We start from the raw sequence: 26,882 nt of genomic DNA on the forward strand, positions 1-26,882 counted from the left end.
CTATAGTTCCATCCTCACTACCAGTTCGGATTTCACTTGCCAGCCGGCAACCCGCGCTACGCTTCGCATCGCTCCTCGCGACGCTGCGCTCTCGCTATGGCATGTGATTAGCATGTGCGATCTCCTCGAGCAGCTTGTAAATAGTAACTCAACTTAGCTGCCTTATGGTCAGCTAGATTCTTTCATATTTCTTCATGAGGATCATGAGTTAGAAATCGATAATATTCCATTGAGGCAACGCTGGTTGAAAGAACTAAGCATATTGCTTAACAGATCCATTGAATCAAGAATGTTATGAATAATTAGGGGCATCAGTGAATTGGATTGCAACTGCCCTGATTGTGCAGCAAGCGTCACACCGCTGTCATTGCTGATAATTTGAAATGCCACCATATGCAGTGCTTCAGGAATAACTGGTTCGGAAGTTTGCAGCTGGTCTCTTGCGGCGACTGGTGGAATCGTAATCTTGCCGCTTGTTGCTAGGGCTATCAGGTCATTAGACAGTCTTGCTAATTCAATTGCCATCTCTTTAAGTGCTGCCGAGAATTCCACGAAGTCAGCCATAGACTTCAACGGACGCAAGGAATCATCCGGGGCTTTGAGTGCTAGTCCTGTTGATTGGCGAAGTTTCTCCAGGGTGAATGGTGCATAAGTCTTGGCGATTGCCGTGTCACTCACAGATAGATTTATTTCAAGCAAATTAGTGCTGGCTTGGGTCAACCGCTTCCAATTATGTTGAATTGACGATGCGTAAATATTGATTTCGCTGGATATAGCTGGCGCCGGTTTGTCAAATTCAAGTGCTTTCCTGCGCAAGAGTCTTTCTAAATCTCGAATGATTGGCGAAAGGTCTTTTAGTGATGTCAAAACAGCAATGCGCATCGCTGTGGAAAAAATATCTTGTGGTGATTGAACTGCCGCAGCATGTTTGTCTGGATGAACCATGGTGTAAGTGCCCACTTCGCCACCAAGCATTTCTGAAGCGCGATTGGCCGTGAGTTCATCCAAATTACCAGAGTGAAAAGACACTGGAGCAAATGCGTCGACTACAAAGTTATCCGGCCACATGCCCGAGAGAATTTCGTCAGCAGCTTGCGATAGAGCTTGGGCGAGTTTCGCATCTAAAAGTCCTGACTGCCCGTTAGCTTGTGAAACGGCTTTTTTGACATGCGTGAGAGCCGAAATCATTCTCGGGTGCATCGTGCAACCTGAGATTGAAAAACATTCACGTGCTCGTTGAGTGTTTGCGCCCCAGTAGACGTCAGCAGGTATCTGGACCTGGCCCAGGTGATCGCTTTCTGTGCGGACTCCGGTCTTCTTGCTCACGGGCAACCTGTGATTCCTGCGCTTAACCTGGTCTAACCTTAGGCTAGTGTGCCTTTTGGTCGCCGCTCATGGTATCACGACCGGACAAAACTGAGAAGGTTGGAATTGAAGGTCCCGGTCCATACTGAAGTGAAAATGGTTGAGGAGTCTTGTTGATGATACGGCCTTCAACTTTGCCGTGAATCTTCGGATCGAGTATCTTGCCTCTAATGTAATCGCCAATAGCGTCAACGATTGATTCTTTGTAGTCCGTTGCATCAATTGCTTTGTAGGCATCTTTAAGAGGTACGTCTCCCAAGAGTCCTGCTTTGTGTGCTTTGTCTATAAAGTGCCAGCGTGTTTGCCATCTGTAAGTTCTTGTCGGCTCTATCTCTGCTAGGTGACCGTTTTCATTGAGCATAATTTTACTGACTCTTTGTCCAACTGGTTTGCTCAAATCGAAAGTATAACTGCCGTTCATATGCAAGAGATTGCCTTGTGGATCATCAACCTTCGGCATGGATTTGCCAGTCAACATCCTGTTGAACATTTGTTTGATAAAGCCCTTGATGCCGGCATCTTGTGGTGCATTGAGATCAGCTATGCCAAACTCAAGCATGTCCTTGAATTGCTTGCCGGTGACATTCACCATAACTTGCTCGAGTTCTTCGTCCGATTTTTTACCGGCATTGATTATCACTTTGCACAAATCGAAGCGTGACAGTTCTTGTCCGCCTGGTATGCCTGTTCTTATGAAGCCGCTCTGGGCGGTAATGATGTCTGGTCTTATGTCCGGCGCAATGCGCTTTTGACTGTCCGCTACTAGAGCATCGACGATCAAATTAGCAGTTGGGTTTTCATCGCGACGAATGCTGTCTAAATTGTATTTAGCTGTTGCTGTTGCGTCGTATTTTTCTGCGTATAGATCATTGAGTTCTTTGGGTATTCTTTTATCAATGATTGATTTGATTACCGGATCTTCCTTAATGTCCTTCGTGACCGCATGCAGTCTACCGGTGGTTCTGAATTTATTGAGTGAACCGTCCGGATTGAACGCCAGGTTGTATTCGCCGATGTGAGACAGATAAGCGCCTGCCTGTATAATTGCGACATCGCGTTCGCCATTGTTGACGTACATGACTGTGCCGTAAGCTTGGTGAGAGTGAGCGTCAAATATGACAGAAACTTCCTTGAATTCTTGAGCCAACTTTCTGGTTATTTCATCGCCTAAATGTGCCTGGACCATGAAGATTTTGGTGTCCGGATGTTCTTCTTTGACTTGTGCCAATACTTCTTTGAGTCGTTTAGCAGCGTCTATGTATTTGATTCCGCCGACTGCGCCTTCTTCGGTGGTCAGACCAATGGTCGCTGCTTTGACCGGTTTACCGTTGGGCCCTTTCAATTCGTGGACAATGTAAGGCTCGAATATCTCTCGCAAGTTCTTCGCGGCTTCTTCAGGCAGTTCTGAAAGATCCAGGTTGCTTGTTACAATTGGTCGGCGCTTGCCGGTGATTGTATTTTGCTGATTGATATATTCTGGCAGCGTCACGATGTCAGACCCACCGCCTGCCTTATCGAAAGGATGGTTGCCCCAGCCTTCAACATCTAAGTCCATAGCTCTGACGATTTCGTCTTCGCCTTTGCCCCAGCCTGTCCATGGAGCTGAGACGTTGGCGTTTTCCAAATCGCCGCCCTGGCGCTTCTGGTAGTTGCGTGCGGTTCTTTGATTTTCCATTACTGGTTCTTGACCGGTGAATTGTTTCCACCAGCGACCAGTACGTTCTTTCTCGGGTACTTCACTCCAAATTGGACTGTTCGTTTCCATCGTTTTGGATTTAGTGCCCAGATCATTCATTAGTGTATTTGCTCTGGCAAAATTTCGATCGCCAAGCATTTGTCCATGTCCGTCATTGAAATAAGAGACGTCCATGCGAGTGAGACCATCGTCTCCATTTAAATGAGCTTTGAAATAGCGTCCTATAGTCTTGCCATGAATGGCAGATGTAATAAGCCCTGCTGATCCACCACCAATTAGCGTTCCTAAAGTTGTATCAACACCGATTTGAGAGATAGTTTTTATTGTGCCTTGCGTTGCATCTTTGTTTATTTCGTCGCGATTTTCCCATGCGCGATGAGGTACTGACCAGGTAAGAGAGCCGACAAAGCCTCCGGCAACTCCGCGCAGAACATTGTGAGTTATTTGCGGCAACACATCTTGCGACACGATGCGTTTGCCTTCAGTCAAAGCAGCCTTTTCAGAGACCATTCCTGTCGGAGATTTGCCCTTGATCCAGCTTGCAAATTCGTGCTTCAGTCCGCCGGCTGCGCTTGTTGAACCGCGTGTTAATTCGCGGCGGCCAACATAGCCTGTATACCAGTGCGAAGCTTTTTGTTCGGCCATGCTACCTGTGATACCGGCAACTGCATCGAGTGCGCCTGTGTAGTAGTCGTTAGTGCTGGCGCTTTTGTCTTTGCCGCTTAAATGCAGCATGCTGTCCAGTCCTTCTTTGACGCCATGTTTTGACCAACCACCTAAGACAGGAGCTAGTGCTACTGTGCCTGCTTTTAGTAATTGATAGCGCTTCATTGCAGCGCCGGCGCTAAATGTAAGAATGCCTGTTAGTCCGGCTGCGAATGTACCAACTGCTTCCGAGCTGCCTTGCTTGAAGCCCGTTGTTTCCCAGAAAGGAGTATTTGCGGCAGAGGCTTCTTGGGCGAGCCTGGAAGACGACTCAAACGAGCCATGACCGTTGCGGTCGTTGCTTAACTCGAAGTTGCCTCTTTCTGGCAATTTAGGGACTCCTGAGGACTTTTATTGAAGAGAAATAGTAATGGTAAGAAATCCCTAAGGAAACAGTAAATTACGTATAGTGTTTCGTAATTACCCCCATAAAAGCATTATTTTTTGCCGAAAAGTGGCTCTATCGGCTACGATTCTGCAAATGACTGGTTGTTACCCTTTAATGCTTATCGAGGATGCACCTGGGTCTTGTGCCCAGTGCGGTGCCGCTTTGTGCCTTCGCAAACAAGTTATTAACCTGGCTTTGGGCAATTCGGAAACGATGAAATGCCTTGAGTGTTTGGGAAAAGAAATGGGACAGAACCCTGTTGCCGTTTTGGATAGAGTTAAGGGCTATGTCGATAGCCGGGACTGTTTCAGAAAGCAATGGATTCGCTATGAAACAAAAGATTGGTGCCCTGAGCCGAGTAGATGTTTTCCAGGAGAGTGTTTCAAATGAATTTGAAGCTGGATTTGCGCGGTGTTGCCTGCCCGATGAATTTTGTGAAAACGCGACTGTTTTTGGACAAAATGGCAGTTGGGGATACTGTCGAAGTTTTGCTTGATGGTGGTGAACCGGTGGAGAGCGTAAGCTTGAGCGTTCAGCAAGAAGGGCATGCAGTTCTGGCAACGTCTCCTTCAGCCGAAGGACACTTTGTGGTTACTATCCGCAAGGACCTATAACAAGTAAATATTGAAAAGAACAAATATATATTAAATACAAACTGTTGACAAAATCCGCTCATTTTTAGAGGATCAACAGGTGTTTTACCTTTTTCACAAAGAAATCAACGGTGCCAGGCGCTTACTACTAAGCGTGTCTGCCTTTTCTGTAGTGGCTTTGCCAGCCTACGGACATGACTTTAAGGGTGATTTGAAGCCTGAGAAGGCGCCGGCTGGAGCTTCTTTTCATGGCAATATGTCGACTGGCGATGCGAAGCTCGACAATAACGACTATCACCTCGTCTATACAAAAGCCGAAGAAATGAGAAAAGCAGGCAACGAAAAAGAAGCTGCCGATTTGTATCTGCGAGCTGTTACCTTGGAACCCACTCTCTGGGTGGCATACCACCAACTAGCAAATTTGAAAGACGAACAAGGTCAAATTGATGCCGCGATGGCAAAGCTCAATGAATTGAAAGCAAAACAACCAAAAGAATTGATGTTGCGAGTTGCGTTGTCCGAACTGCTGGAAAAGCGTGGGGATTATTATCAAGCTTCTCGCGAGCTAGTTGATCTAGTTTATGCAAATTTAGTACCTGAAAAATACTCGAAGAAAATCAATGCGCGCATTCATTACCTTTTGAGCAAATCAAAGCATGCCAACATCAATGTGCCGAATACTGAATTTGAAAACCTGCGTACAGAAGAAGAATTAGATACGGTGCCGCCACCACTTCCTGATCCAGGACTTGTGGTAAGAGATTTGGCATCAACGAAATCAAAAGAAATTCCTGCAATGCAGGGTACAGGACATACACAACTTCAGCCGTGAAAAACATGACTTTATATGTGTGCGCCGCAATTGCCTGTCTGGTTTATCTGTGCAGTTGTTCTAGTCGTGTTGCATCGCCGACATCTGAATTGCCGCAAGTTAATTACGGCGAAACTAAAACAGCCGAAGTTCAACCTGCAGAGCATGATCCGGAAATGGATTCTGCTGTGGCAACAGGTTGCTTAACTGCCTGGAGAAAAGCAATTGACGGCAAGGTTGATGAGGCAATATCCGACTTGAAGGCATTGGATAAAGATCATCCAAAGACAGGCACTATCGCCATGATGATGGGTCAAGTCATGGAGCATGCCGGGCGCAAGAAAGAAGCCACTGGTTATTACAAAGAGGCAGTTAATCGCTCTCGCTACAGTTCACTTTACTTGTTCAAGTATGCTGAGCAATTGCGAAAGTCAGGCGATGCTAAGGCGTCGATTCCCGAATATAGAACGCTGCTTAAGCAAACGCCGAATTTCGCACCGGCTCATTTAGGTTTGGCCCAATCATTAATTGCTCTCGACAAGAATTCCAAAGAGGCGCGCGAAGAGATTAAACAAGCTCTTATTCTTGAACCGGAAAATACCGACGCTAAGCGACTTTCCAAGCAAGTCGGATTGAACCCATAAATGTTATAAATAAGGTGTACGCATTTGTTGCCAGGTGCATTAGCGCTTGAGAGCAACGCTCAAATGAGGATATGCCTTATGGTAAAAGAAAAAACAGAGTTGGACGCAATGGCATCCGGCGCTGAGGAACTCAGAATTGATGGGTTTGATCACGTCGAATTTTACGTAGGTAATGCCCTGCAGGCGGCTTACTACTACCATAAAGGTTTTGGCTTTGATGTAGTTGGCTATCGCGGACCGGAAACAGGTGTGCGTGACACAGCTTCTTACGTGTTGAAGCAAAACAATGTAACTCTGGTTTTGACAAGCGCATTACATCCTGGTCACCCGATTGCTGAACATGTTCATCGTCATGGTGATGGCGTGAAGTGCGTCGGCATGAAAGTACAAGATGCTCGCAAGACGTATGAGACAGCCATATCACGCGGTGCTAAAGGTGTTGGTAATCCGGTTGAGTACAAAGGCGAAGATGGAACCTATGTTTCCGCATCCGTGCAGACATATGGCGACACCATCCACACCTTTGTTGAAAGAAAAGATTACACAGGTGCCTTTGCTCCTGATTACAAAGGCAAAAAGAAATCTGCCGGCAATATTGGGCTTACTTACATTGATCACATCGTTGGCAACGTAGAAGCACAACGTATGGAATCTTGGGTTGACTTCTACAAGAAAGTATTCGGATTTTACGTCTACCAATACTTTGATGCTAAGGACATAAGCACACAGTATTCGGCATTGGTTTCCAAAGTTATGGCCAACAAGAGCGGCACAATCAAGCTGCCTATCAACGAGCCGGCACCAGGCGTTGGCAAGTCACAGATACAAGAGTATCTCGATTATTACTTGGCTCCCGGTGTTCAACATATTGCCATTGGTACGAAAGATATTATTGCCACAGTTGCACAATTGCGTGATCGCGGCATCGATTTCTTGACGGTACCGCATTCTTATTACGAAGCTTTGCCGGAACGCGTTGGTAAAATCGACGAGGATTTGGAAGAGCTTGAGCGTAACGGCATTCTTGTTGATCGCGAATCCGAAGGCTATTTGCTGCAAATTTTCACCAAGCCGGTTGAAGATAGGCCAACATTGTTCTTTGAGATCATTCAACGCAAAGGTGCGCAAGGGTTCGGCAAAGGCAACTTCAAAGCGCTTTTCGAAGCTGTGGAAAGAGAACAAGCTGCTAGAGGAAATCTCTAATGCCAATTTATCATCGCTTGGGTGAGCTGCCTCCGAAGCGTCATACGCAATTTCGCAAGGCTGACGGCACGCTTTATCACGAGCAGTTATTTGGTGTGCGTGGTTTTAGCGGACCACATTCGCTCTTGTATCATCACGTGCCTCCGACTGAAATCTCCAAGGTGGAAGTGCTTAGTGAAGATGTAACGCCCCAGTACTTGCCGAACTCTGCCGGCATGCGTCACCGTCATTTTAGACTTGGTGAATCAAAGCCATGCGGCGATCCCATATCCGGGCGCACAGCGGCAGTCGGTAATGACGATGTTGTCTTGTATACATGTGCGCCGGAAAAAGCAATGGATTATTTCTTCTCAAATGGCAATAGAGATGAAATAGTCTTCGTGCATGAAGGTACAGGTGAATTGCATTCACAATTTGGACAACTGAAGTATCGTCCCGGCGATTACATAGTTATTCCAAAGGGCACAATTTATCAACTGCTGCCTGATTTTTCCAAGCCAACAAGATATTTGGTAATTGAGACACCGGATAACGTGGCTCTACCAAAACATTACTTCAATGAAGTTGGACAATTGTTGGAGCACTCCCCTTTTTGTGCGCGCGATTTCCGTCTGCCGGAAAAATTGGAGACGCGCTCCGAGCGTGGGGATTTCCTGGTCAAAGTTAAAACCTGGCATGCCTTGATGGGCTATCACTGGGCGCATCATCCATTCGATGTAGCCGGCTGGGATGGTTATCTATATCCCTGGATATTCAACATCGAAGATTTTGAACCAATAACTGGACGCATTCACCAGCCACCACCAGTGCATGTAACTTTTGCTCTGCAGAATTTTGTAGTTTGTTCATTTGTGCCACGTCTATTTGATTACCATCCACAAGCAATTGCCGTGCCATATAATCACAGCAATCTGCAGAGCGACGAAGTGCTTTATTACGTCAACGGCGACTTCATGAGCCGCCGCGGGATTGACAAAGGCTCAATAACTCTGCATCCGGGTGGCATTCCACACGGACCACAGCCAGGTGCTGTTGAAGCTAGTCTCGGTGCAAAAGAAACAAACGAAATGGCTGTGATGGTTGACACATTCCGTCCGCTGAAAATAGCAGTCGACGCTGATAAATTCGATGATGCAAATTACCCATTTAGCTGGATGACCAAATAAAGAAAAGAGGCAGGACAAACCTGCCTCTTTTTAGATCGATTGTCAGTGCGAAATTACTTGCTGAAAGTAATTGTTGCGCATGGCTCTTCGAATTTGATTTCCGCTTTGAAGCCGAATTCTTGTCCGAGGCCTTTGATGCACTGTTCGAACATTTCACCCTGTTCTTTTTGTTGGTTAGGGGTAAACTTGCCATGCTTTTGCATTGCATTCCAAACAGCACAGGCTTCGTAGGTCAAAGAAGCTTTCTTCTCATCGCCTTCGATTTTGATCTTGCTGCCGAAGATGTTGGCTTCGAATTCAGCCATTGCTTTGACGAGATCAACTGGAGTCTTAACGCCAGCGTGCTTGTACCATTCTGCTTTCTTAGCATTCATTTGCTTTTCGAATTCTTTGATTGCGCTTTCGCCGTACTTGGACAGAACGTTAACTGTCACGAGATGGCGTACTGCAAGAATTTCAGCGACTGTTTCGCGAACTTTCTTTGTGTCCCATTTAGCTTCAACTGGTGTTGGTTTAATTGCTGTTGTCATTTAATTGATTCTCCGTATATTGGTAAAACATCGGACGGATCCCCATATCTCGATGATAGTCGAGTGACAATTCAAATGAGCCTCCGTTAATCGTTGTTTCTTATTTCCGCTTGAAATGCAATTTGAAAAGAGGGCGCATGCAATGCGCCCCTACGAAAACGATGTATTGCCTTAGGGCATTACTAATGGTGGCGCGTCTGCAGGTAAGGATTTCAGACGTTCTTCAGGATTTACATCTTTGCTAGTGGCCAATGCTGGAATTGAATTCACGGGTTCATTCAATACATCGCTCACGATATATCCTTCTGCTTTCAATGAGTCAAATATTGTTGTGAGCTTCAATATATTGCTGTCGTAATAAAGCTCCATAATGAAAGGAGAGGTTTTTACCGCGTGCGCAAGAATTACGCCTGGTGTTTGACGCACTTCACGTTCTAATCGTCTTATGCAGGATATGCAACTTGCGCCTGGTACACGAAATTTCGCATGATGCAAAGCTTGCGCGCTTGACGTAGTGTTGCTCGCATAACCGAGATCAACATTACATATAAAAAGGACCAGACTTAGAAAGACAATTACCAGTTTATTCTGAGTCGTCAATGGCAATAACTTGAACTTCCTCGTGCATGTGGCCTTCGTGACTGTGTCCATGGTGATTGTGTATTTCCTCGTCCAAATGATCGTGCATGGCTTCGCGATCTTCTTCTGAAATTTCTGCCGATGCACCGCTTCTGTGTCTGCTGTGCGCGTATAACGCTCTGCCTAATTCTAGCAGCGCTACGTCTAATCCCGCTACCAAGCTCTTAAGTGTAGATTGATCGCCATCCTCCTTGAGCGATTCTTTAATGCTGGCCAGTGCTTGCTGCACTCGCTCGATAAGCTCAGAGTCGACTGATTGACCATATTTTTGAATGCTGCGATCTGCTTCCAAGACCAAAGTCTCTGCCTTTATCTTGGTGCTTATACGTTCCTTCAATTCTTGATCCTGTTCGGCAAATTCTTCTGCCTCCTTTTGCAAGCGAGCTACTTCGTCCGGAGCAAGTCCTGTAGTGCGTGATACAGTCACAGTCTGGGTACTACCGGTTGCGGCATCTCTTGCACGACACTGCAAGATGCCGTCTGCATTGACTTCAAAAGTGACGTCAATTTGTGGGACGCCCCGAGGAGCTCTGTGAATGTCCGTTAGGAAAAATTTTGCCAAAGACTGATTGAATTTGGCAACTTCGCGCTCACCCTGCAGCACGTGTACTTCTACTGTTGTTTGCCCATCATCAGTGGTGGTGAACGTCATCGTTCTACTTGTAGGAATTGTTGTGTTGCGCTCAATGATACGCGTGAATAGTCCGCCAGCGGTTTCAATGCCCAGAGAGAGCGGTATTACGTCGAGCAGGAGAATGTCGACTACCTCACCGGAGATAATCGATGCTTGGATGGCGGCGCCTAGAGCCACAGCTTCATCCGGGTTGATTGATTTGGATGCTTCTTTGCCGAGTTTGAATTTAATGCCATCTTGAATTGCTGGTATACGAGTTGAGCCGCCGACTAACAACACCTGGTCGATTTGTTCTGGCGTTAGACCGGCATCAGATAGTGCTGCTTCGACAGGAAGTAATGTTGCTTCTACTAAATGGTGAGTCAATTCATTGAATTTTGTGCGTGACAGCGTGAGTTGCAAATGTTTGGGTCCCGACGCATCGGCAGCTAAAAATGGCAAATGGATTTCGCTGCTCATCGCGCTGGACAATTCAATTTTTGATTTTTCTGCCGCTTCCTTTAGTCTTGAAACAGCCATCACGTCGCGTGAAATATCAATACCATGTATTTTTTGAAATTCTTCTATCATCCAACCCATAATGCAGGCGTCGAAATCATCGCCGCCTAAGTGGTTGTTGCCGCTGGTGGCTTTTACTTCAAAGACGCCTTCTGTTATTTCCAGAATGCTTACGTCGAATGTGCCACCACCTAAGTCAAAGACCAAAATGACCTGATTCTCGTGAGCTTTATCGAGACCGTATGCGAGGGATGAGGCAGTCGGCTCGTTTATAATTCTGAGCACTTCTAAGCCGGCAATCTGACCGGCATCGCGTGTCGCTTTTCTTTGTGAGTCATTGAAGTATGCCGGCACAGTAATAACAGCCTTGCTTATCTTTTCACCCAGGTGTGCTTCGGCATCGGCCTTGAGTTTTTGCAGAATAATGGCTGAGATTTGCTCCGGACTGTAGGATTCTTCGCCAATCTGTACGCGATCATTCGTGCCCATCTGGCGCTTAATCGAAGCAACCGTATGCTGCGGGTTCGTCACAGCTTGTCGCTTTGCGACTTGTCCAACCAGGCGCTCGCCGTTGGGCAAAAAGGCTACGACGGAGGGTGTTGTACGTGCACCCTCAGCATTTTCTATGATGACCGGACGTCCACCCTCAACTACAGCCACGCAAGAGTAAGTCGTTCCGAGGTCAATTCCTATAACTTTGTCGTTGGCCATTAATGCTTTCCTACCACCCAAACTCAGTTAACTTCCCACAGGACCTTTTCGGGGGGTCTGTGGGTTGGGTTCCGCTATGGCTACCACCATTCCTGTACCGCTGGTTTTAGGTACGGGTACGCCTAATTGACCCTATGCCCCGATTGGGGCATAAATAATCTGTATTAATATCAAGAGATAATTAAATCTACAACACTTTACGAAGAGCTTTAATAAAGGCTCTATTCTCGTCAGGCAGACCGATTGTGACCCTGAAACAGGTCGGTAATCCGAAGGCTTTGAGCGGTCGGATGGCTACCCCTTGCCGGAGCATATTCTCGTGAATTTGTTGGACGCGAGTTTCGCTGCCGGTCTCAACCAGGACGAAATTGGCGTGAGATGTTACGTGCTCCAGCCCTTGGCGGTCGAATTCTTCAACAAGGAGTTTCATTCCTTGGCGGTTATTTTCAATCGAGCGTTTTAGGTACTTACCGTCGTTGAGAGCCGCTGTCGCCGCCACTTGTGCTAGATGATTAGGCTCGAAAGGGAGTTTGATCTTATTGATAAAACCTATGAGGTAATCGTGACCAAAGCCAAAGCCTACGCGCAAGCCGGCCAAGCCATAGGCTTTGGAGAATGTGCGCAAGGTCAATAAATTGTCGTAGCGATAGTGCAGTGAGTCGGGGAATTCTTCGGCATTGCCTGCAAATTCGTGATAAGCCTCGTCCATGATTACCAGCACCCGGTCAGGCACTTTGGTCATAAAGTTCTCGAACTCTGACTTAGTAAAAATGGTTCCGGTCGGATTATTTGGATTACAGAGGTAAATGATCTTTGTTCGATGATTGATGGCATCAGCAATGCCTTCTAAATCAAATCTGTAATTACGCAAAGGAACTGTTCTTAGGTTTACGCCGTGTGCTTTGATGAGTACAGGGAAACCGATAAATGTGCCTGCTGAAGTTAGTGCCTCGTCATCGCCGTGCAGAAACGCGCGGACGATGTTAGCCATAATACTCTCAGAACCAGAACCGATAGCGACGTTTTCCATCCAAAGGTTGTATTTGTCGGCAAGCGCTTGGCGCAATTTTGCGCCACTTGATTCCGGGTAGCGGCTCAATTCGCCTTGCGCCGCTTTTATGGCTTTGAGAGAGCTGCTGGGTGGACCAAAAGGATTTTCGTTGGAAGCCAAATTTATGAAGCGCTTTAACCCAAGCTCCCGCATTAGGACTTCCGGTGGACGTCCTGGCTGGTAGGGGGTGAGAGCTTCAATATGAGGGCATACAAGGGAACGACCGCCTTCATGATGGCACTCGGAAGCGGACTTTTGAGCTAGGCGTTCGATGAAGGTTTCCATGTGTATTTCTAAAGCGATAATTAAGGGTGGTCTGTAAAGTTATCACTGGTATGGCTTTCGGGCAACCTCTTGAATTGGAATAAAAAGTAAGTTCAATTGCCTCTAATTGATCTCTTCGATCTTGGATTCAGTATTGGCGTCGGATATCATATGTGCCAATCTCACAAGTAGCGCCGTCTGGTCACTTCGGTGACTTTTATAGAGGCGCGGCGCGTGCGCCCAGAGCGGGGGTTTTATGAGAGACCACTTAGTTTTCTACATCAACGGCAAGGAACAGCGTGTATCCGGCAGCAAAGCCTTTATGCCGCTTTCCAGCTACTTGCGCTACGTCAAGCAAGCAACAGGCACCAAAGTGGTATGTGAAGAAGGTGACTGTGGCGCCTGCACTGTATTGATTGGACGATTGGAAGGCGAAGAAGTTTCCTACAAACCTGTGAATTCCTGCATTCAATTCCTCTACCAACTTGATTGTTCGCACATTGTCACCGTTGAAGGTCTAAAAGTAGATGGGCAATTGAATGCCATTCAAGAATCGATGGTCGACTGTCACGGAGCTCAATGCGGTTACTGTACTCCTGGTTTTATCGTGGCAATGCAATCTATTTATGACAAGTCTTGCGAAGGACCAAAGACTTGTGACGGCAAAGTCACAGAGCAATGCGTTAAGGATGCTTTGACGGGAAATCTCTGCCGTTGTACCGGATATGAGTCCATTATCAAAGCCGGCATGCAGGTAGCAGCCAATGAAATGGTTTCACTGCACAAACTTTATCCATCAGCTCATATGGTGGAGACTTTCAAAAGACAATCGAAGACGCCTATTTATATCGAAGGCGAAGGCAAGAAATTCTGTAACCCGATTGATGTTACTTCCGCAGTTGAATTTAAAAGCAAAAATCCAGGCACGGTAATTGTGTCGGGTGGCACGGATGTTAGCGTCAATTGCAACAAGCGCGCTTATGATCCGCAATCAATAATGAGTCTTTCCAATGTGGAGAAGATGCAGGAGCTGAAAGTTGTCGACGGTGTCTTGCACGTCGGTGGGAAAGTGACGCTCACGCAACTGGAAGAATACGTCAAGGATCTCATTCCTGAATTGCACCGCATGCTTTGGGTCTTTGGCTCACCACAAATCAAAAATGCCGGCACTCTTGCCGGCAACATAGCAAATGCTTCGCCAATTGCGGATACACCGCCATGTCTATTTGTGACCAATGCGGAAATTGGACTCACCGGCACCAAAGGCACTCGCTTCGTCAATATGAATAACCTGTATAAGGGTTATAAACAGTTGGATATGTCCGCTGATGAACTCATTAGCGAGATTCGTATTCCTATACCCAAGCAAGATGAAGTGCTGAAACTATATAAAGTATCGAAGCGTAAGAATTTGGATATTTCTACGTTTACTGCTGCGATGCTGATGCGCAAATCCGGCAATAAAATCGAATCTATTAGAATCGCTTACGGTGGTGTAGCAGCTGTCATTTTGCGCTTGCCGAAGACAGAAGCATTTTTAACCGGCAATGCAATAAGCGAAGACACATTCCGCGCTGCTGGTGAAATTGCCAGAGGCGAAATTACACCTATTTCAGATGTTCGCGGCTCGAGCGATTTCCGCTATCAGTTGGCTGAAAACATATTGCTGAAGTTTTTCCACGATTGTGTAAGTGAGAAGGAGCTGGCATGCCGATAGATATGGAAGACGGCGTCGTTGGACGCAATATCCCGCACGACTCAGCACCTGGACATGTGTCCGGCGAATCAATTTATGTCGATGACATGCCGTTTACGTCTAATGAACTATTCGTTGACTTTTATCCAAGTCCGGCTGCCCACGGCAAAATAAAGAAGCTGGATTTGTCAGAAGCAAGTAAAGTGCCTGGCATAGTTGGTCTCTACACTTATAAAGACCTTGGCGGCAACAACAAATTTGGACCAATCATTGCTGATGAAACGCTTCTTGCTGAAGATATCGTTGAATTCATCGGACATCCTGTTGTAGTTATTGCTGCTGAATCAAGGGAGGCAATTAAGGCAGCCAAGAAAGCCATTAAGCTGGAAATTGAAGAGCTCAAGCCGGTATTTACTATCGATGAAGCAATTGCCAAAAAGCAATTTATTGCTGAGACACGAGTAATTAAACGTGGCGACGTTGAGCAGTCTCTGAAGACCGCCAAGCATGTTATTGAAGGTACTTTCATCAATGGTGGGCAAGATCACTTCTATCTGGAGTCGCAGGCAGCGATTGTTTATCCTGGCGAGTACGATACCCTAACCGTTCATTCCTCGACACAAAATCCATCGGAAGTGCAGGAAGTAATTGCGCACGTGCTTGGACTCCAGCATAACCAGGTAGTTTGCATAACCAAACGCATGGGTGGCGGCTTCGGCGGAAAAGAATGTCAGGCAACTCATCCGGCGGCTATGGCTGCCTTGGCTGCTCATAAAACCAAGCGTCCGACACGCATTGTCTACAATAAAGATGACGACATGATGTACACAGGTGGTCGCCATCCATTTCAAAACAACTACAAAGTTGGTTTTACAGATGAAGGTCTAATTACAGGTATGAAAGTTGACCTGTACACAGACGGCGGCGCTGCAAATGACTTATCCACAGCTGTTATGGGCAGAGCTATGGTGCATGCGGAAAATGCCTACTATATTGAAAACGCTGAAATAACAGGAACCATCTGCAAGACAAATTTCCCACCCAATACCGCTTTCCGTGGTTTTGGCGGACCGCAAGGCGTCGCCAACATGGAAAATATTATTGAGGAAGTGGCGGCTTATTTGAAGAAAGATCCATTGGAAATTCGTACGCTGAATTGCTATGGCATCAATGAGCGCAATGTCACTCCATATGGGCAAGTCGTTTATAACAACATGTTGCCTCAACTGTTCGAGCAGTTAACCAAGAGCTCAGATTACGAAGCTCGATTGGCAGCTGTGAAGCGATTCAATTCAGAATCCAAAACGCACTTGAAGGGCATTTCGCTAACACCAGTTAAATTCGGCATTTCTTTTAATACTAAATTCTTGAACCAGGCAAATGCGCTGGTCTTGGTCTTCAAGGATGGCACAGTGCAGGTAACAACCGGTGCCACGGAAATGGGACAAGGCGTTAACACAAAAATTCGGCAGCTTGTGGCGGACGAATTTACGATTGATGTTGGTTGCGTTGTCGTCATGCCGACGCAAACAGACAAGAACAACAACACGTCCGCAACAGCTGCGTCGTCAGCTGCGGATCTCAATGGCAGCGCTGCCGTCAATGCCTGCATCAAGATAAAAGAACGTCTTATAGACTGTGCAAGCTTGTTCTTATCGTCGGTAGAAGCTGGACTGACACCTTCGCCTGGGCACATCGTATTTGAGAAAGGGCAAATCTTTGATTTGCGCCGCCCGGAACAGCGCTTGACCTTCTCTGAATTAGTTGAGCTGGCTTATCACGAACGCGTCAATCTTGGTGAGCGCGGTTTCTATGCAACTCAAGGTATTGATTTCAGCTGGAAGACTGGCACTGGTTCCCCCTTCTTGTATTTTACGCAAGGCGCCGCATGTTCAGAAGTCTTGATTGATCGGTTTACAGGTGAACTTAAGGTCAAGCGCGTCGACATTTTGATGGATGTCGGTAAGTCGATAAATCCTGGAATTGATAGAGGGCAAATTATTGGTGCCTTCACTCAGGGCATGGGTTGGGTAACAACTGAAGAGTTGAAATACAGTCCGAAAGGCGAACTGCTCTCACACTCGCCGACGACTTACAAAATTCCAAACATTCAAGATACTCCGGAAATATTGAATTGTGCATTTATTGCCAACGAGGGCAATGTTGTGAACATCAGAGCCAGCAAGGCTGTAGGTGAACCGCCGTTGCTTCTCGGTATTTCAGTCTGGACAGCTGTTAAACATGCGTTGTCGTTTATTTCAAACGGCGAAATCCCACGATTGAAAATGCCGGCGACAAGCGAAGAAATATTGATGCGAATGACACATTACAGCAAGAAAACTGTCGGCGCTGCCAAATAGGTGTAAGAGATGAAAGCCGAATCGGGTAGCTTTTTTGAAAAATTGCAAGAGCTACTGCAAAGCGGCGTTCCATTTGTTGCCGTCACCGTCGTTGATGTGCAAGGAAGTGTGCCTCAAGACAGCGGTTCCAAAATGCTGGTTACATCGGAAGGTCACTACTTGGGCACTGTCGGCGGCGGCAAGGTGGAGAAGAGAGCTATTGAAGAAGCGCAGTCGATGCTCAATAGCGAGAATGGTCGCGAAACAAAGTTCGTAAATTGGGCGCTGGATCGCGATATAGGAATGACCTGTGGCGGCTCAATGAAATTGTTTTTTGAGCCATATAACTTAAATACGTGGAAGATTGTCATATTCGGCGCCGGGCATGTGGCAAATGCGCTAATTGATTTGTTAGTCAAACTTGATTGTCATGTCACCTGTATTGATCCTCGCCAAGAATGGCTGGACAAGTTGCCCAAAACAGCGAAACTAAAAACTGTGCTGTCCCCCAATATGCCGGACATGGTGAAATCGCTTGACGAGGATTCGTTTGTTATGTGCATTACCATGGGACATACAACAGACAAGCCAATACTTTTGGAAATCCTCAAGCAAGGCAGGAAATTCCCTTATCTTGGTGTAATTGGCAGTAAGGCAAAAGCTGAGCGTTTGAAAAAGGATGTCCTGGAAGCTGGGTTGCCGGCAGAGATGCAAAATGCATTTTATTGTCCGATAGGTATAGATATCGGCAGTAATCATCCACAAGAAATTGCCATAAGCGTAATTGCGCAGCTAATTCAGGAACGTGACAAGGCGGTGAAAAGTGCAAACTAGATTGGCTGTTGAGAATGATGTAGTACATTTGGAAAGAATTATTCAGTACGCCTATCGTGGCGGTAAGGCAACAGGTTCTTGGACTAATGAGTATAGTCTGGTAAAAGGACCAAGAATTACAATTGAGCAATTGCACGGAATTCTCAAGAATGAAGATCAGGCACTGTTGGTAGCGGAAATAGAAGAGAACGGTTCCAAGATGCTAGCAGGATGTATTTGCGTAGATAACTTGAAAAACGGACAAGCTTACTTGGGGATGTTGGCAATTGATCCTGATTTGCAGAGCAAAGGAGTCGGCAAACAACTGTTCGCAGCTGCAGAAGAGCATGCCACTAAAGTGTTTGGCTGTCACACGGCCAGAGGTTCCGTTCTCTCTCCGCGCGACGAATTGCTAGCCTGGTACCGCCGTCTAGGATACGAAGAAAACGGTGAAACAGAACCGTTTTTGAAACCTGAAAGCGGTGTAACAGCCCTTGTCGATAACCTGCATTTTAGAGTGATTGTCAAAAAATTGTTAGTTGCCGGATTCCTTCTCGCAGCAATGATGTGTTGCCTGCCTACCCTTGCAGTTGATGGCATTGGTTCAGTGGACGATTTTGTTTTGCACGATAAGCAACGCAATAAAGATCTGCATATGCGAATTACGTATCCAACAGAGGAAGGAAAATTTCCTGTAATCATCTTTTCGCACGGAGCGGGCGGTTCAAAGGATGGATATAGGTACCTGATCAGTTATTGGGTTAAGAATGGTTTTGTTTGTATTCAGCCATCGCATGCCGATGCAATTACCAATACAGCAAATAAAGAGCAGTTGTTTCAGACTCTAATGTCTACCTTGAGAGTGCTGCCAACAGATTACTCCGGTTGGGCGAATCGCGTGGCTGACATTAAGTTGATTCTTTCCTCGCTTCAATCGATACAAACATCAATTCCTGCCGTGATGGATACGTCGCATGTTGGTTTGGGCGGACATTCATATGGGGCATTCACCTCTATGCTGTTGGGTGGTGCAACAGTGCCTAAAATTGCTTCTGCTAAGGTTAAGAATCCATATGATGGTCGAGTGGCGGCAATACTCGTTATATCGCCTCAAGGCATAAAGCACAGACCTCGTGATTTTGGCTTTGACAACAAATTTTCTTGGAAAGGTCTTCATGGACCGGCAATGTTTATGACAGGCAGTCTTGATCAAACTGGTTGGACGATGCCGAAAGACAGACGTGCGCCATATTTGGATAGCCCCGCGGGAAACAAGTACCTTGTGGACATTAAAGGTGCTAATCATTTGACCTTTGCTGGTGTCGGACAAAGAGAGGATGCTTCAAAATCTAAGGGCCCAATTGTTGGCAAGCGAATTGCCAACCGCATCCAAAAGCGCAAAGAGCAACTCGGCGCACTAACGACTACAGGCCGACTAGCCAAATTCTTTGGACCAATGGAAAGCGGCGACCATCAAAAAATGCTCGATGCAATCGAGCTTGTCAGCACTGATTTCTGGGATGCTTACTTGAAAGACCTTGAATCAGATAAGCAGGCTTTGCAATCAGAAGCCGTTGAAAAAGACAATCCACTGATTCAGATTGAGTCTAAATAACTTAGATTGTTGGGTTGCTTGGTCGGAATGGGATGTCCATGGTGTAACGTCCCGGAAAGATGTCTTTTCTTTCCAGAGTGTAAGTTGGTTTGCCAATCAAATTGCCGACAACTTGAAGTTGCAGTCTTTCCTGGTCTATTCTGGGTAGACGATTGTAGACGAGGCAGGCATCACCATTTCTATTGATTAGCCGGCAGCAAGATTCTACTTGGGAAAAGGACGGGTAATTAAGTGCCCAATGAATATCTTGAGCTTCTTTGTCGATTCGTGCTGTATCTTGCTTACTAAGTTGAATACCATCCGGAAAATCGGCAGGTATTTCATGAAAACTAGCGAGTTCTTGTCTGACGTTGTATGCCTCTTGATCAAATAGACCTGCCTGATCAGTAAAGCCTTTCGGCAGTGATTTCATTTTTAGATCACTATCAAATAAATGCCAGTATCTTTCTTTGGGGGACATTTGAGGTTCTCCGCATTACGGAAAATCCCCCAGATAGCTAGTAATTGAAGTATAGATAGTGATGGAGTTGAAGTAAATTCCCTCTTCTACTTACACGAAAACGTGTATGAATTAGTGTGCTTTCTTTTGTTTTTTAGGTATCAGCCTTTCAACCGGTTTTCCTGATTTGTCTGTCAAATACAGAAGTTCTACTTTCAACTGCTCATCCGAAGTTAGTCGGCTATGCACATCCCATGCATCTTCATTGCTATTGATTTCATCGCATGCATCTTTGATTTCATCGGCATCTTTGCTTTTTAGTGCTTTGCGCAGTGTACTCGTTTCAATGCAGATTCTAAATTTGTCGAATGCATGGTCAGCATCGGTTGGATAGCAAACATCGTCGGCTGCTTGGGCCAACATAAATGAGTAAGTCGACTCTTTTAATTGGTCATCTTTGCGTAACGCAGAGACTTGGTCCTTGTAAGACGACGCATTACCAAATTGACCCTGCCTGACGTTGTCGGTTGAAGTTGACTCTAGATTCGTGAGCTTGGTTGTCTGACGGTCAAAACATGGCATGGTAATAGTCCTCTGTTGCACTGGCTATTATTACTAGCCAGGCATCAGGCGATTTTGGACATTAATTGTCTGATTAGAGAGTCCAATTAAGTTGTTCGACAGTAACTATGTCTCCGGCATTGAGCACCTGAGCCTCAAGCGGGAAGTAAATTAGACAATCAGCTTTGGCGATGCCGCCCATCATGTGCGAGTCTTGTCCTTTGGCGGGGCTGACCACAAGTTGACCCGATTCGGATGCCAGTCTGCCGCGGACAAACTCCATGCGACCGGCTTGTTTTTTGAGTGGAGCTGTTAACTTTGCCGTTAGCTTAAGTGGTTGATAGTTGAGTCCCATCATTTTCAGCAAAGCTGGTTTAACCAACTGATGGAAAGTCACAAGAGCTGACACGGGATTGCCTGGAAGCCCGAAGATGAGCTTTCTTTGTGCATTGCCGTTATCGAGAATCCCGAAATAAACCGGCTTGCCTGGCTTAATAGCAATTCTCCAGAAAATGGTTTTTATACCCATAGCCTCAGCTATGTCTTTGACAAAGTCATAATCACCAACGGAGACACCGCCGCAAGAAATTACTACATCGGCTTGCAATGCTTTTTGGAGTGTTTTACGCGTCGAGTCAGGATCATCTTTAGCGTGCAGCTTTTCTACGCCCAACAATCCTAATGAATTCAAGGCGGTAGCTAAAGCAAAGGAATTGGAATCGTAAATTTGTCCAGGCTTGAGAGATTGACCAGGCTGCACAAGCTCGTTGCCTGTAGACATAACTGCCACAGTTGGTTTCTTGTAAGCAGAAAATGAAGAATAACCTAGTGTCGCCAGAAGTCCAATCACCGAAGCGTTGGCGAGCATACCTGATTCTAATACAGTTTGACCTGCACGAAACTCCTCACCCTTACGGCGAATATTCATGCCCGGAGAAGCAGACTGTTTGATAAGTACTGAGCCGTTGCATTCTTCGGTAAATTCTTTCATCACAACTGCATCGACGCTTGCCGGCACCGGTGCGCCAGTCAGTATCTTCAATGCGCTGTTTTCGTTAAGCGTGTAATTAGCGTGGTCGCCTGCTTGGATAGTTGCCTGTAGAGTTAACTTGCATGGCGCAGTATCACTCGCTGATTGTGTTGTGTTGCTGAGCACACCAAAGCCATCAACGGCGGAATTATCGAAAAGCGGCATATCGAAATTGGCGACAACTGGTTCAGCTATAACGAAGCCCGGCAGAGTCTCCAATGTGAGACGCTTTGCCGGCATCAAGGGCACGTTCGAGAGAATTTGTTGGAGAGCTTCGTCGAATGTAATCATATTGAGTGAAGGCTAGTTCTTTGCGTCGTGATTTGCGCCGCGCAGCATTTTGAAGACATGAACTACTGCGGGAAATATTGCGTCGAGAGAATCTTTGACGCCACCCTGAGAGCCAGGCAGGGCAATTATCAAAGTTGAGCCGCGCGTGCCGGCGATAGAACGCGAAAGCATGGAATACGGTGTACGCTCTTGTCCATATGCTCGCATAGTCTCGGCAATCCCAGGGATTTCGCGATCTAAAAGATCAACCAATGCTTGTGGGGTATTGTCACGCGGGCTTGTACCTGTGCCGCCAGTAGTGACGATCAAATCTACTTTCTTGTCGTCTGCGTATTCGTTTATCGCTGCTGCAATGCCTTGTGGATCATCGGAAATGACCTGATAGTCAACGACGTCCAGTCCCTCGTTTTTCAAACGATCAACGATTACCTGTCCAGACTGGTCGCTCTTCTTGCCGGCGGCAATAGTGTCGGACATAACCAGAACCGCTGCTTTTAATCCAGATACTTTCTGCCTAAAATCCGACTTGCCGCCTGTTTTGTTGACGAGCACGGTGCTGGATATTTCCATTGCCTCATCAAGCATTTTTGTCATGTCGTAAATTGTGAGCGCAGCGACAGAAGCAGCTGTAAGGGCTTCCATTTCGACGCCGGTTTTATAAACGGCTTTGACTGTGGCAGAGATTTCAATTGAGTCTTTGTTCAGATTGAACTCCACTCCTACATAGTCAATCGGTAGTGGATGACAGTAAGGAATAATTTGACTGGTGTTTTTTGCCGCTTGGATTGCAGCGACTTTTGCCACCGGTAGCGGATCTCCTTTTGGAATCTTACCGTCTTTGATCATCTGAATTGTGGTTGGACTTACTTTGAGGATGGATTTTGCCGTAGCAGTCCTCAATGTTTTTACTTTTGCTGAAACGTCACGCATGGTTATCTCCGGTTATCCACCAATTTCAATCATTGATCTATTAGCCACACTAGCCAACTCTTCCATCGGAGGATGAGCTTCTGGTTTCATCAGGACTGCTGATTGAATCATGAGAGCTAAATCTTCGTCGGTAATGCCTCTACGTAAAACGTCGCGAAGATTTACTTCAGGTAAGTAGAACAAGCACGACTTAACGGAACCGTCTGCCGTCAGACGCAGCCTGTTGCATGTATGACAGAAACTTTCCGTCATTGATGTAACAAAGCTCACCGTTCCAATATGTCCTTCAATAGCAAAGTCTTTAGCGACTGCCCCGTGTTCTACTTCTAGTAGGGTAAGGGTGAATTGCTGTTCTAGCTGCTCGCGCATTTCAGCGTAAGAAAATACGCCTTCAGGCTGCCAATGATTGTCCTTGAAAGGCATATATTCAATGAAGCGAACATTTATTGGTTTGTCCTTTGCCCAATTCACAATGTCGATCAACTCATCGTTATTGAACCCTTTGATGACGACGACATTCAACTTGAGTGGAGCAAATCCGGAATCAAGTGCTGCACTAATCCCGCGCATTACATTGTCATAGTCATCGCGCTTGGTTATTTCGGTGAAGCGAGCCTTTTGTAGGGTGTCTAGGCTAATATTCAAAGCAGTCAAGCCGGCAGCTTTCAGGGCAGGTGCTTGCTGTGACAGCAAAACTGCATTTGTTGTCATTGCAATTGTCTGGATGCCTTTTAATTGAGACAGATGTTCAATCAATACATGCAAGTCTTTGCGGACTAACGGCTCGCCGCCAGTTAGTCGAATTTTTGTAATGCCGAGATCAACAAAAACACGAGCTATACGAATGATTTCCTCATACGTGAGAATTTCACTTTTTTCTTTCCAGTTAAGACCTTCAGGAGGCATGCAATAGGAGCATCTCAAATTGCAGCGATCAGTAACAGAAATGCGCAGATAAGTATGTTTTCGGCCGAAGGTGTCGACGAGCTTATTCATGCGTGCCTACCTCGGCTGGATGTGAGCATTGGCAATTGACCCAGCCGGAAGTTCCATTTTTGTAGTGTTCTTTTTTCCATATCGGCAGACGTGTTTTTATCTCGTCGATGATGTATCGGCAAGCATCAAATGCCTCACCGCGGTGTGCGGCAGTAACACCAAGCCAAACGGCAAGATCGCCAATTTGTAGAGCACCTTTTCGGTGCACACAGATTGCGTCGTAGATAGAAAACTTTTCTTTGGCTTCGGTTATGATGCGTTCGGCTTCAGTTATTGCCAAAGATTCCATTGCCTCATATTCAAGCAATGTCACATCGTGTCCTTCGTTGTGGTTGCGTACCCAGCCCTCAAATGTCGTAAGAGCACCGGCACGAGGATCAGACAAGGCGGACTTTAATGGTTCTATTTCAATTGTTGTTTTTGATAACTTGAACATGTTAACCACCGGCCACGGGTGGAATGAAAACCACGGTGTCTTTGTGTTGAAGTTGTTTGTCCCAACTTGCAAACTGTTCGTTAACAGCAACCCGCAATTGATCCATTCGCAAAGAAAAGCCATGCCGTTGTGCTAATTCTTGATAAAGATCGCCGGCAGTTTGAGCAACGGTCTGAATAGACTCCGTAGACGTCCCTGATTGCTCACGCAAAAGTGCGTAATACTGAATTTCCAGGTCTTTAGGCTGTGCCATGCCAAAGCCTCTTCGGGGGCTAGACCCCATTCAATGTCAAGAAGGTTAATTGTCGCATACTGCGGGCTTAGATGAGGCTTTTCTTGACCGAAATTTAGTGATTGCAGCCTGTGATAGTATGTGATGCAGCGCTTGAATGCGGGTGTAGTTCAATGGTAGAACGGCAGCCTTCCAAGCTTCATACAGGGGTTCGATTCCCCTCACCCGCTCCAATTAGCAAAAAAGCCCGGTCAGCGACCGGGCTTTTTTGTTCTTAATCGCTCCGGTCAGACAACCCACTGGGTTGTCTCCTTGCTTCGCTCCACCTCCGCTGCCATCCGGCAACCCACGCTCCATCCGACGACACATTTAGTGTCGTCTCCTTGCATCGCTCCTCGCGACGCTGCGTTCTCGCTGTTGCTTGTTAGCAAAAAGACCAGGTCTTTAACCTAGTCTTTCTGGGTACTTGGTTGCGGGGGTAAGATTTGAACTTACGACCTTTGGGTTATGAGCCCAACGAGCTACCGGACTGCTCCACCCCGCGTTAAGTGGACAGGGACATTCCTGACAATTTGAATGGTAACATACTTCGGCTTGCCATTAAGCCCTTGAGGTTAAATGTGGTTCAGAGCGCTGGAAACGCCGTGCGGGGAAGGAACTGACAGTGAAAGCAGTATTACAGAGAGTATCGAAAGGTTCTGTGACTGTCGATCAGAAGGTGGTTGGGCAGGTAGGACATGGCTTAGTCATTCTTCTTGGAGTACAGCCCGAAGACAGCGAATCCGAGTGTTCCTATTTGGCAGGCAAGATTGCCGATATGCGCATCTTTGGTGATGAGAACGGCAAGATGAATCTCTCGCTCAAGGACGTTGGCGGCGGAGCCTTAGTCGTCTCCCAGTTCACGCTGATGGCTGAGTGGAAGAAGGGACGCCGCCCGGCATTCACGTCAGCAGCGCCGCCGGATCAAGCTAACCGCCTATACGAGCACTTCTGTACTTGCCTGGAACAACTAGATGTTCCAGTGCAAAAAGGCATTTTCGCGGCCGACATGAAAGTCGAGCTGGTCAACGATGGGCCCGTTACTTTGATCTTAGATACGAACTAATATTGCTCCGGTTTCGCTCCGCTTCACCTTCGCTTGCCGTCCGGCATTCCACGCTTCGCTACGGATTGCTCTGTCGCAATCCTTCGCTTTCACTGTTGTATGCCACCTAAGCCGAGATATTCAAACGACCTGGTTTGCTGCTCATTGATTCGATGCTGGAGTGTGTTTCCATCAACAATGGCTTCAATTCGTTGCGCAGGTGTTTCTGCACCGTTTCGATTGGATCATCAGCGCCCAAGACTTTGAAGTTGTATTCGTCGACCATGTGGTCGTACTCTTGCAGAATCTTCGACTGATAGAGTTTGAAAGATTGATACAAGTCCGTGGACATACCAATGTCGCGACCGGATTCGTAGAAGTCTAAGCCGCCGCGAGTGGTGATGATTCGCTTCAAGAGACCTTCAAGAGGCATCTTCAAATAGAAGACGAGATCGGGTTCTACGGCAAAGCCGTATAGTTTGCGTACCCATGCTTGGTCGGCTCCGCGAACAACGTCACGAGCAAAGGCTGTGTAGTAGTAGCGGTCTGCAATAACAATTAAACCTGCGCGCAATGCCGGCACGATTATGTTGTGCAATCGATCTGCCAAGTCTGTTGCGTAGAGCAGCGAGAAGGTAATGGTGTTCAAAGCATTTTTTGACTTTGCTTTGTCGATAGCTGTGGAAATTAATTCTGATGATTTCCATTCGGTCATTACAGCGCCGTAGCCTTCGACGGCTAACCAGTTCTGCAACATTTCGGCGTGAGTTGAACGTCCAACACCGTCCGTGCCTTCTAAAACAATTAACTTACCGGGATATGCGTGAGCCACAATTCAATCCTCTAAAGCCTATATGCCCAATACTTTTGCAGCTTGTTCACGGAAAAGCATTTGCTGTTCGTGAATCGGCCGCGTAGCAGGCATTGAGTGGAATCCAAATTCTGAAATCATCTTGTCGTATTCGTTGATGATTATTGATTGAAACATTTGGTATGACTCTTTCGGGTCCGGTGACAAGCCGACATCCATACCAGCTTCGTAAAATCCGGGCAGGCGGCTGTTAGCGATGCGTTGCAGCGAAACTTCCACCGGCACCTGGAAATAAAATGCGCCATTGGGACGAATGGCAAATCCGTAAAGGTTGCGTACCCAATCTTTGTCCACGCCGCGAGCAACGTCACGGGCAAAGGCCGTGAAGCAATAGCGGTCGGCTAGAACAATCAGCCCTGCCTTTAGCGCAGGGATAATGATGTTCTCCAAACGATCAGCAAAGTCTGTAGCGTGCAAGATGCTGAAAGTTACGGGAATTAAGCTGTTGCTACGCTTAGCTTGCTTGATAGTTTTGGAAATTAACTTGGATGAATTCCATTCGGTGAAAATCACGCTATGTCCGCGAGATTCCAGCCAATTTCTGAGCAAGCTAAGCTGAGTTGATTTTCCGGAACCATCGACGCCTTCGACGACGATCAATTTTCCTGGGTAATTATGTTCTTGAAATAAACGCATAAGTTTTCTGACAAA

At 46.5% G+C, this 26,882-nt stretch carries 25 protein-coding genes and 2 tRNA genes; 11 read left to right on the forward strand and 16 right to left on the reverse strand.

Annotation, left to right across the window (positions count from 1 at the left end; all coding sequences use genetic code 11):
• Positions 1-201 precede the first annotated feature (201 nt).
• Both K2Y22_08130 and K2Y22_08135 read right to left on the reverse strand, forming a co-directional pair.
• On the reverse strand, positions 202-1,326 hold the full coding sequence (locus tag K2Y22_08130; GenBank protein ID MBX9878413.1) for a hypothetical protein: 1,125 nt from the start codon (positions 1,324-1,326) through the stop codon (positions 202-204).
• Between the two features lie 43 nt (positions 1,327-1,369).
• On the reverse strand, positions 1,370-4,096 hold the full coding sequence (locus K2Y22_08135; protein MBX9878414.1) for a 5'-nucleotidase C-terminal domain-containing protein: 2,727 nt from the start codon (positions 4,094-4,096) through the stop codon (positions 1,370-1,372).
• A gap of 444 nt (positions 4,097-4,540) precedes the next feature.
• Here K2Y22_08135 and K2Y22_08140 point away from each other — a divergent pair, with 444 nt between their 5' ends.
• The 5 genes from K2Y22_08140 (at position 4,541) to K2Y22_08160 (ending at position 8,571) form a co-directional block, all read left to right on the forward strand.
• The gene (locus K2Y22_08140) at positions 4,541-4,768 is read left to right on the forward strand and encodes a sulfurtransferase TusA family protein (GenBank protein MBX9878415.1); all 228 of its coding nucleotides are present in this window, start codon (positions 4,541-4,543) and stop codon (positions 4,766-4,768) included.
• 79 nt (positions 4,769-4,847) lie between these two features.
• Positions 4,848-5,579, forward strand: coding sequence for a hypothetical protein (locus K2Y22_08145; GenBank protein ID MBX9878416.1), 732 nt, complete (start codon positions 4,848-4,850; stop codon positions 5,577-5,579).
• A 5-nt stretch (positions 5,580-5,584) separates the two neighbouring features.
• On the forward strand, positions 5,585-6,202 hold the full coding sequence (locus K2Y22_08150; GenBank protein MBX9878417.1) for a hypothetical protein: 618 nt from the start codon (positions 5,585-5,587) through the stop codon (positions 6,200-6,202).
• 78 nt (positions 6,203-6,280) lie between these two features.
• Positions 6,281-7,405 carry a 4-hydroxyphenylpyruvate dioxygenase gene (hppD, locus tag K2Y22_08155; protein MBX9878418.1) on the forward strand — a complete coding sequence of 375 codons (1,125 nt, stop codon included), beginning with the start codon at positions 6,281-6,283 and terminating at the stop codon, positions 7,403-7,405.
• Positions 7,405-8,571, forward strand: coding sequence for a homogentisate 1,2-dioxygenase (locus K2Y22_08160; protein ID MBX9878419.1), 1,167 nt, complete (start codon positions 7,405-7,407; stop codon positions 8,569-8,571). Before hppD ends, K2Y22_08160 begins: the two co-directional genes overlap by 1 nt.
• Before the next feature lie 53 nt (positions 8,572-8,624).
• Here K2Y22_08160 and K2Y22_08165 read toward each other — a convergent pair whose 3' ends face one another.
• The 4 genes from K2Y22_08165 to hisC all read right to left on the reverse strand — a co-directional run bounded on the left by K2Y22_08165 (position 8,625) and on the right by hisC (position 12,919).
• Positions 8,625-9,101, reverse strand: a complete 477-nt coding sequence (locus tag K2Y22_08165) for a hypothetical protein (protein MBX9878420.1) — start codon at positions 9,099-9,101, stop codon at positions 8,625-8,627.
• A gap of 171 nt (positions 9,102-9,272) precedes the next feature.
• On the reverse strand, positions 9,273-9,707 hold the full coding sequence (locus tag K2Y22_08170; protein MBX9878421.1) for a heavy-metal-associated domain-containing protein: 435 nt from the start codon (positions 9,705-9,707) through the stop codon (positions 9,273-9,275).
• A complete protein-coding gene (dnaK, locus tag K2Y22_08175) occupies positions 9,685-11,583 on the reverse strand; it encodes a molecular chaperone DnaK (protein MBX9878422.1) in 1,899 nt (632 codons plus the stop codon). Before dnaK ends, K2Y22_08170 begins: the two co-directional genes overlap by 23 nt.
• Before the next feature lie 187 nt (positions 11,584-11,770).
• Positions 11,771-12,919 (reverse strand): histidinol-phosphate transaminase, encoded by a 1,149-nt coding sequence (gene hisC / locus K2Y22_08180; protein ID MBX9878423.1) that lies wholly within the window; start codon positions 12,917-12,919, stop codon positions 11,771-11,773.
• Between the two features lie 235 nt (positions 12,920-13,154).
• Here hisC and K2Y22_08185 point away from each other — a divergent pair, with 235 nt between their 5' ends.
• From K2Y22_08185 to K2Y22_08200, 4 genes are read left to right on the forward strand one after another with little or no spacing between them, the layout of a single operon-like run.
• Positions 13,155-14,615, forward strand: coding sequence for an FAD binding domain-containing protein (locus K2Y22_08185; protein ID MBX9878424.1), 1,461 nt, complete (start codon positions 13,155-13,157; stop codon positions 14,613-14,615).
• Complete coding sequence (xdhB, locus tag K2Y22_08190) at positions 14,606-16,954, forward strand: xanthine dehydrogenase molybdopterin binding subunit (protein MBX9878425.1); 2,349 nt, start codon at positions 14,606-14,608, stop codon at positions 16,952-16,954. The genes K2Y22_08185 and xdhB overlap by 10 nt, the downstream gene beginning before the upstream one ends.
• Before the next feature lie 9 nt (positions 16,955-16,963).
• Entirely contained in the window at positions 16,964-17,767 is an 804-nt protein-coding gene (gene xdhC / locus K2Y22_08195; protein ID MBX9878426.1) for a xanthine dehydrogenase accessory protein XdhC, read from the forward strand.
• Positions 17,757-19,361 carry a GNAT family N-acetyltransferase gene (locus tag K2Y22_08200; GenBank protein ID MBX9878427.1) on the forward strand — a complete coding sequence of 535 codons (1,605 nt, stop codon included), beginning with the start codon at positions 17,757-17,759 and terminating at the stop codon, positions 19,359-19,361. Before xdhC ends, K2Y22_08200 begins: the two co-directional genes overlap by 11 nt.
• Position 19,362: 1 nt before the next feature.
• On the opposite strand, the gene K2Y22_08205 is transcribed toward K2Y22_08200, so the two are convergent.
• The 7 genes from K2Y22_08205 to moaD all read right to left on the reverse strand — a co-directional run bounded on the left by K2Y22_08205 (position 19,363) and on the right by moaD (position 24,297).
• Entirely contained in the window at positions 19,363-19,821 is a 459-nt protein-coding gene (locus tag K2Y22_08205; GenBank protein MBX9878428.1) for a hypothetical protein, read from the reverse strand.
• A 111-nt stretch (positions 19,822-19,932) separates the two neighbouring features.
• Positions 19,933-20,382, reverse strand: a complete 450-nt coding sequence (locus K2Y22_08210) for a hypothetical protein (protein MBX9878429.1) — start codon at positions 20,380-20,382, stop codon at positions 19,933-19,935.
• Positions 20,383-20,455: 73 nt separating this feature from the next.
• Entirely contained in the window at positions 20,456-21,682 is a 1,227-nt protein-coding gene (locus K2Y22_08215) for a molybdopterin molybdotransferase MoeA (protein MBX9878430.1), read from the reverse strand.
• Positions 21,683-21,694: 12 nt separating this feature from the next.
• Positions 21,695-22,612: a bifunctional molybdenum cofactor biosynthesis protein MoaC/MoaB gene (gene moaCB, locus K2Y22_08220; protein MBX9878431.1), complete on the reverse strand. Its 918-nt coding sequence runs from the start codon at positions 22,610-22,612 to the stop codon at positions 21,695-21,697.
• Positions 22,613-22,624: 12 nt separating this feature from the next.
• Positions 22,625-23,608: a GTP 3',8-cyclase MoaA gene (gene moaA, locus K2Y22_08225; GenBank protein ID MBX9878432.1), complete on the reverse strand. Its 984-nt coding sequence runs from the start codon at positions 23,606-23,608 to the stop codon at positions 22,625-22,627.
• On the reverse strand, positions 23,601-24,044 hold the full coding sequence (locus K2Y22_08230; GenBank protein MBX9878433.1) for a molybdenum cofactor biosynthesis protein MoaE: 444 nt from the start codon (positions 24,042-24,044) through the stop codon (positions 23,601-23,603). Before K2Y22_08230 ends, moaA begins: the two co-directional genes overlap by 8 nt.
• 1 nt (position 24,045) lies before the next feature.
• Positions 24,046-24,297 carry a molybdopterin converting factor subunit 1 gene (gene moaD, locus K2Y22_08235; GenBank protein ID MBX9878434.1) on the reverse strand — a complete coding sequence of 84 codons (252 nt, stop codon included), beginning with the start codon at positions 24,295-24,297 and terminating at the stop codon, positions 24,046-24,048.
• Between the two features lie 138 nt (positions 24,298-24,435).
• Here moaD and K2Y22_08240 point away from each other — a divergent pair.
• Positions 24,436-24,509: transfer RNA gene (locus K2Y22_08240), tRNA-Gly, on the forward strand.
• A gap of 234 nt (positions 24,510-24,743) precedes the next feature.
• Here the strand turns inward: K2Y22_08240 and K2Y22_08245 are convergent.
• Positions 24,744-24,820, reverse strand: a tRNA-Met gene (locus K2Y22_08245).
• A 120-nt stretch (positions 24,821-24,940) separates the two neighbouring features.
• Here K2Y22_08245 and dtd point away from each other — a divergent pair.
• A complete protein-coding gene (gene dtd / locus K2Y22_08250; GenBank protein MBX9878435.1) occupies positions 24,941-25,381 on the forward strand; it encodes a D-tyrosyl-tRNA(Tyr) deacylase in 441 nt (146 codons plus the stop codon).
• A 106-nt stretch (positions 25,382-25,487) separates the two neighbouring features.
• Here dtd and tmk (K2Y22_08255) read toward each other — a convergent pair whose 3' ends face one another.
• Positions 25,488-26,192 (reverse strand): dTMP kinase, encoded by a 705-nt coding sequence (tmk, locus tag K2Y22_08255; GenBank protein ID MBX9878436.1) that lies wholly within the window; start codon positions 26,190-26,192, stop codon positions 25,488-25,490.
• Between the two features lie 18 nt (positions 26,193-26,210).
• Positions 26,211-26,867, reverse strand: coding sequence for a dTMP kinase (gene tmk / locus K2Y22_08260; GenBank protein MBX9878437.1), 657 nt, complete (start codon positions 26,865-26,867; stop codon positions 26,211-26,213).
• Positions 26,868-26,882: the final 15 nt, after the last annotated feature.

Source organism: Candidatus Obscuribacterales bacterium (assembly GCA_019744775.1).
Lineage (GTDB): Bacteria > Cyanobacteriota > Vampirovibrionia > Obscuribacterales > Obscuribacteraceae > SBAT01.

Bases quoted from the DNA above. Each gene is read 5' to 3' on its own strand.
- K2Y22_08215 (MBX9878430.1), bottom strand. From the start codon at position 21,682: ATGATTACATTCGACGAAGCTCTCCAACAAATTCTCTCGAACGTGCCC.
- tmk (MBX9878437.1), bottom strand. From the start codon at position 26,867: ATGCGTTTATTTCAAGAACATAATTACCCAGGAAAATTGATCGTCGTC.
- K2Y22_08140 (MBX9878415.1), top strand. From the start codon at position 4,541: ATGAATTTGAAGCTGGATTTGCGCGGTGTTGCCTGCCCGATGAATTTT.
- xdhC (MBX9878426.1), top strand. From the start codon at position 16,964: ATGAAAGCCGAATCGGGTAGCTTTTTTGAAAAATTGCAAGAGCTACTG.
- K2Y22_08160 (MBX9878419.1), top strand. From the start codon at position 7,405: ATGCCAATTTATCATCGCTTGGGTGAGCTGCCTCCGAAGCGTCATACG.
- K2Y22_08185 (MBX9878424.1), top strand. From the start codon at position 13,155: ATGAGAGACCACTTAGTTTTCTACATCAACGGCAAGGAACAGCGTGTA.
- K2Y22_08165 (MBX9878420.1), bottom strand. From the start codon at position 9,101: ATGACAACAGCAATTAAACCAACACCAGTTGAAGCTAAATGGGACACA.
- K2Y22_08210 (MBX9878429.1), bottom strand. From the start codon at position 20,382: ATGCCATGTTTTGACCGTCAGACAACCAAGCTCACGAATCTAGAGTCA.
- dnaK (MBX9878422.1), bottom strand. From the start codon at position 11,583: ATGGCCAACGACAAAGTTATAGGAATTGACCTCGGAACGACTTACTCT.
- moaA (MBX9878432.1), bottom strand. From the start codon at position 23,608: ATGAATAAGCTCGTCGACACCTTCGGCCGAAAACATACTTATCTGCGC.
- K2Y22_08230 (MBX9878433.1), bottom strand. From the start codon at position 24,044: ATGTTCAAGTTATCAAAAACAACAATTGAAATAGAACCATTAAAGTCC.
- hisC (MBX9878423.1), bottom strand. From the start codon at position 12,919: ATGGAAACCTTCATCGAACGCCTAGCTCAAAAGTCCGCTTCCGAGTGC.
- K2Y22_08205 (MBX9878428.1), bottom strand. From the start codon at position 19,821: ATGTCCCCCAAAGAAAGATACTGGCATTTATTTGATAGTGATCTAAAA.
- xdhB (MBX9878425.1), top strand. From the start codon at position 14,606: ATGCCGATAGATATGGAAGACGGCGTCGTTGGACGCAATATCCCGCAC.
- moaD (MBX9878434.1), bottom strand. From the start codon at position 24,297: ATGGCACAGCCTAAAGACCTGGAAATTCAGTATTACGCACTTTTGCGT.
- K2Y22_08150 (MBX9878417.1), top strand. From the start codon at position 5,585: ATGACTTTATATGTGTGCGCCGCAATTGCCTGTCTGGTTTATCTGTGC.
- hppD (MBX9878418.1), top strand. From the start codon at position 6,281: ATGGTAAAAGAAAAAACAGAGTTGGACGCAATGGCATCCGGCGCTGAG.
- moaCB (MBX9878431.1), bottom strand. From the start codon at position 22,612: ATGCGTGACGTTTCAGCAAAAGTAAAAACATTGAGGACTGCTACGGCA.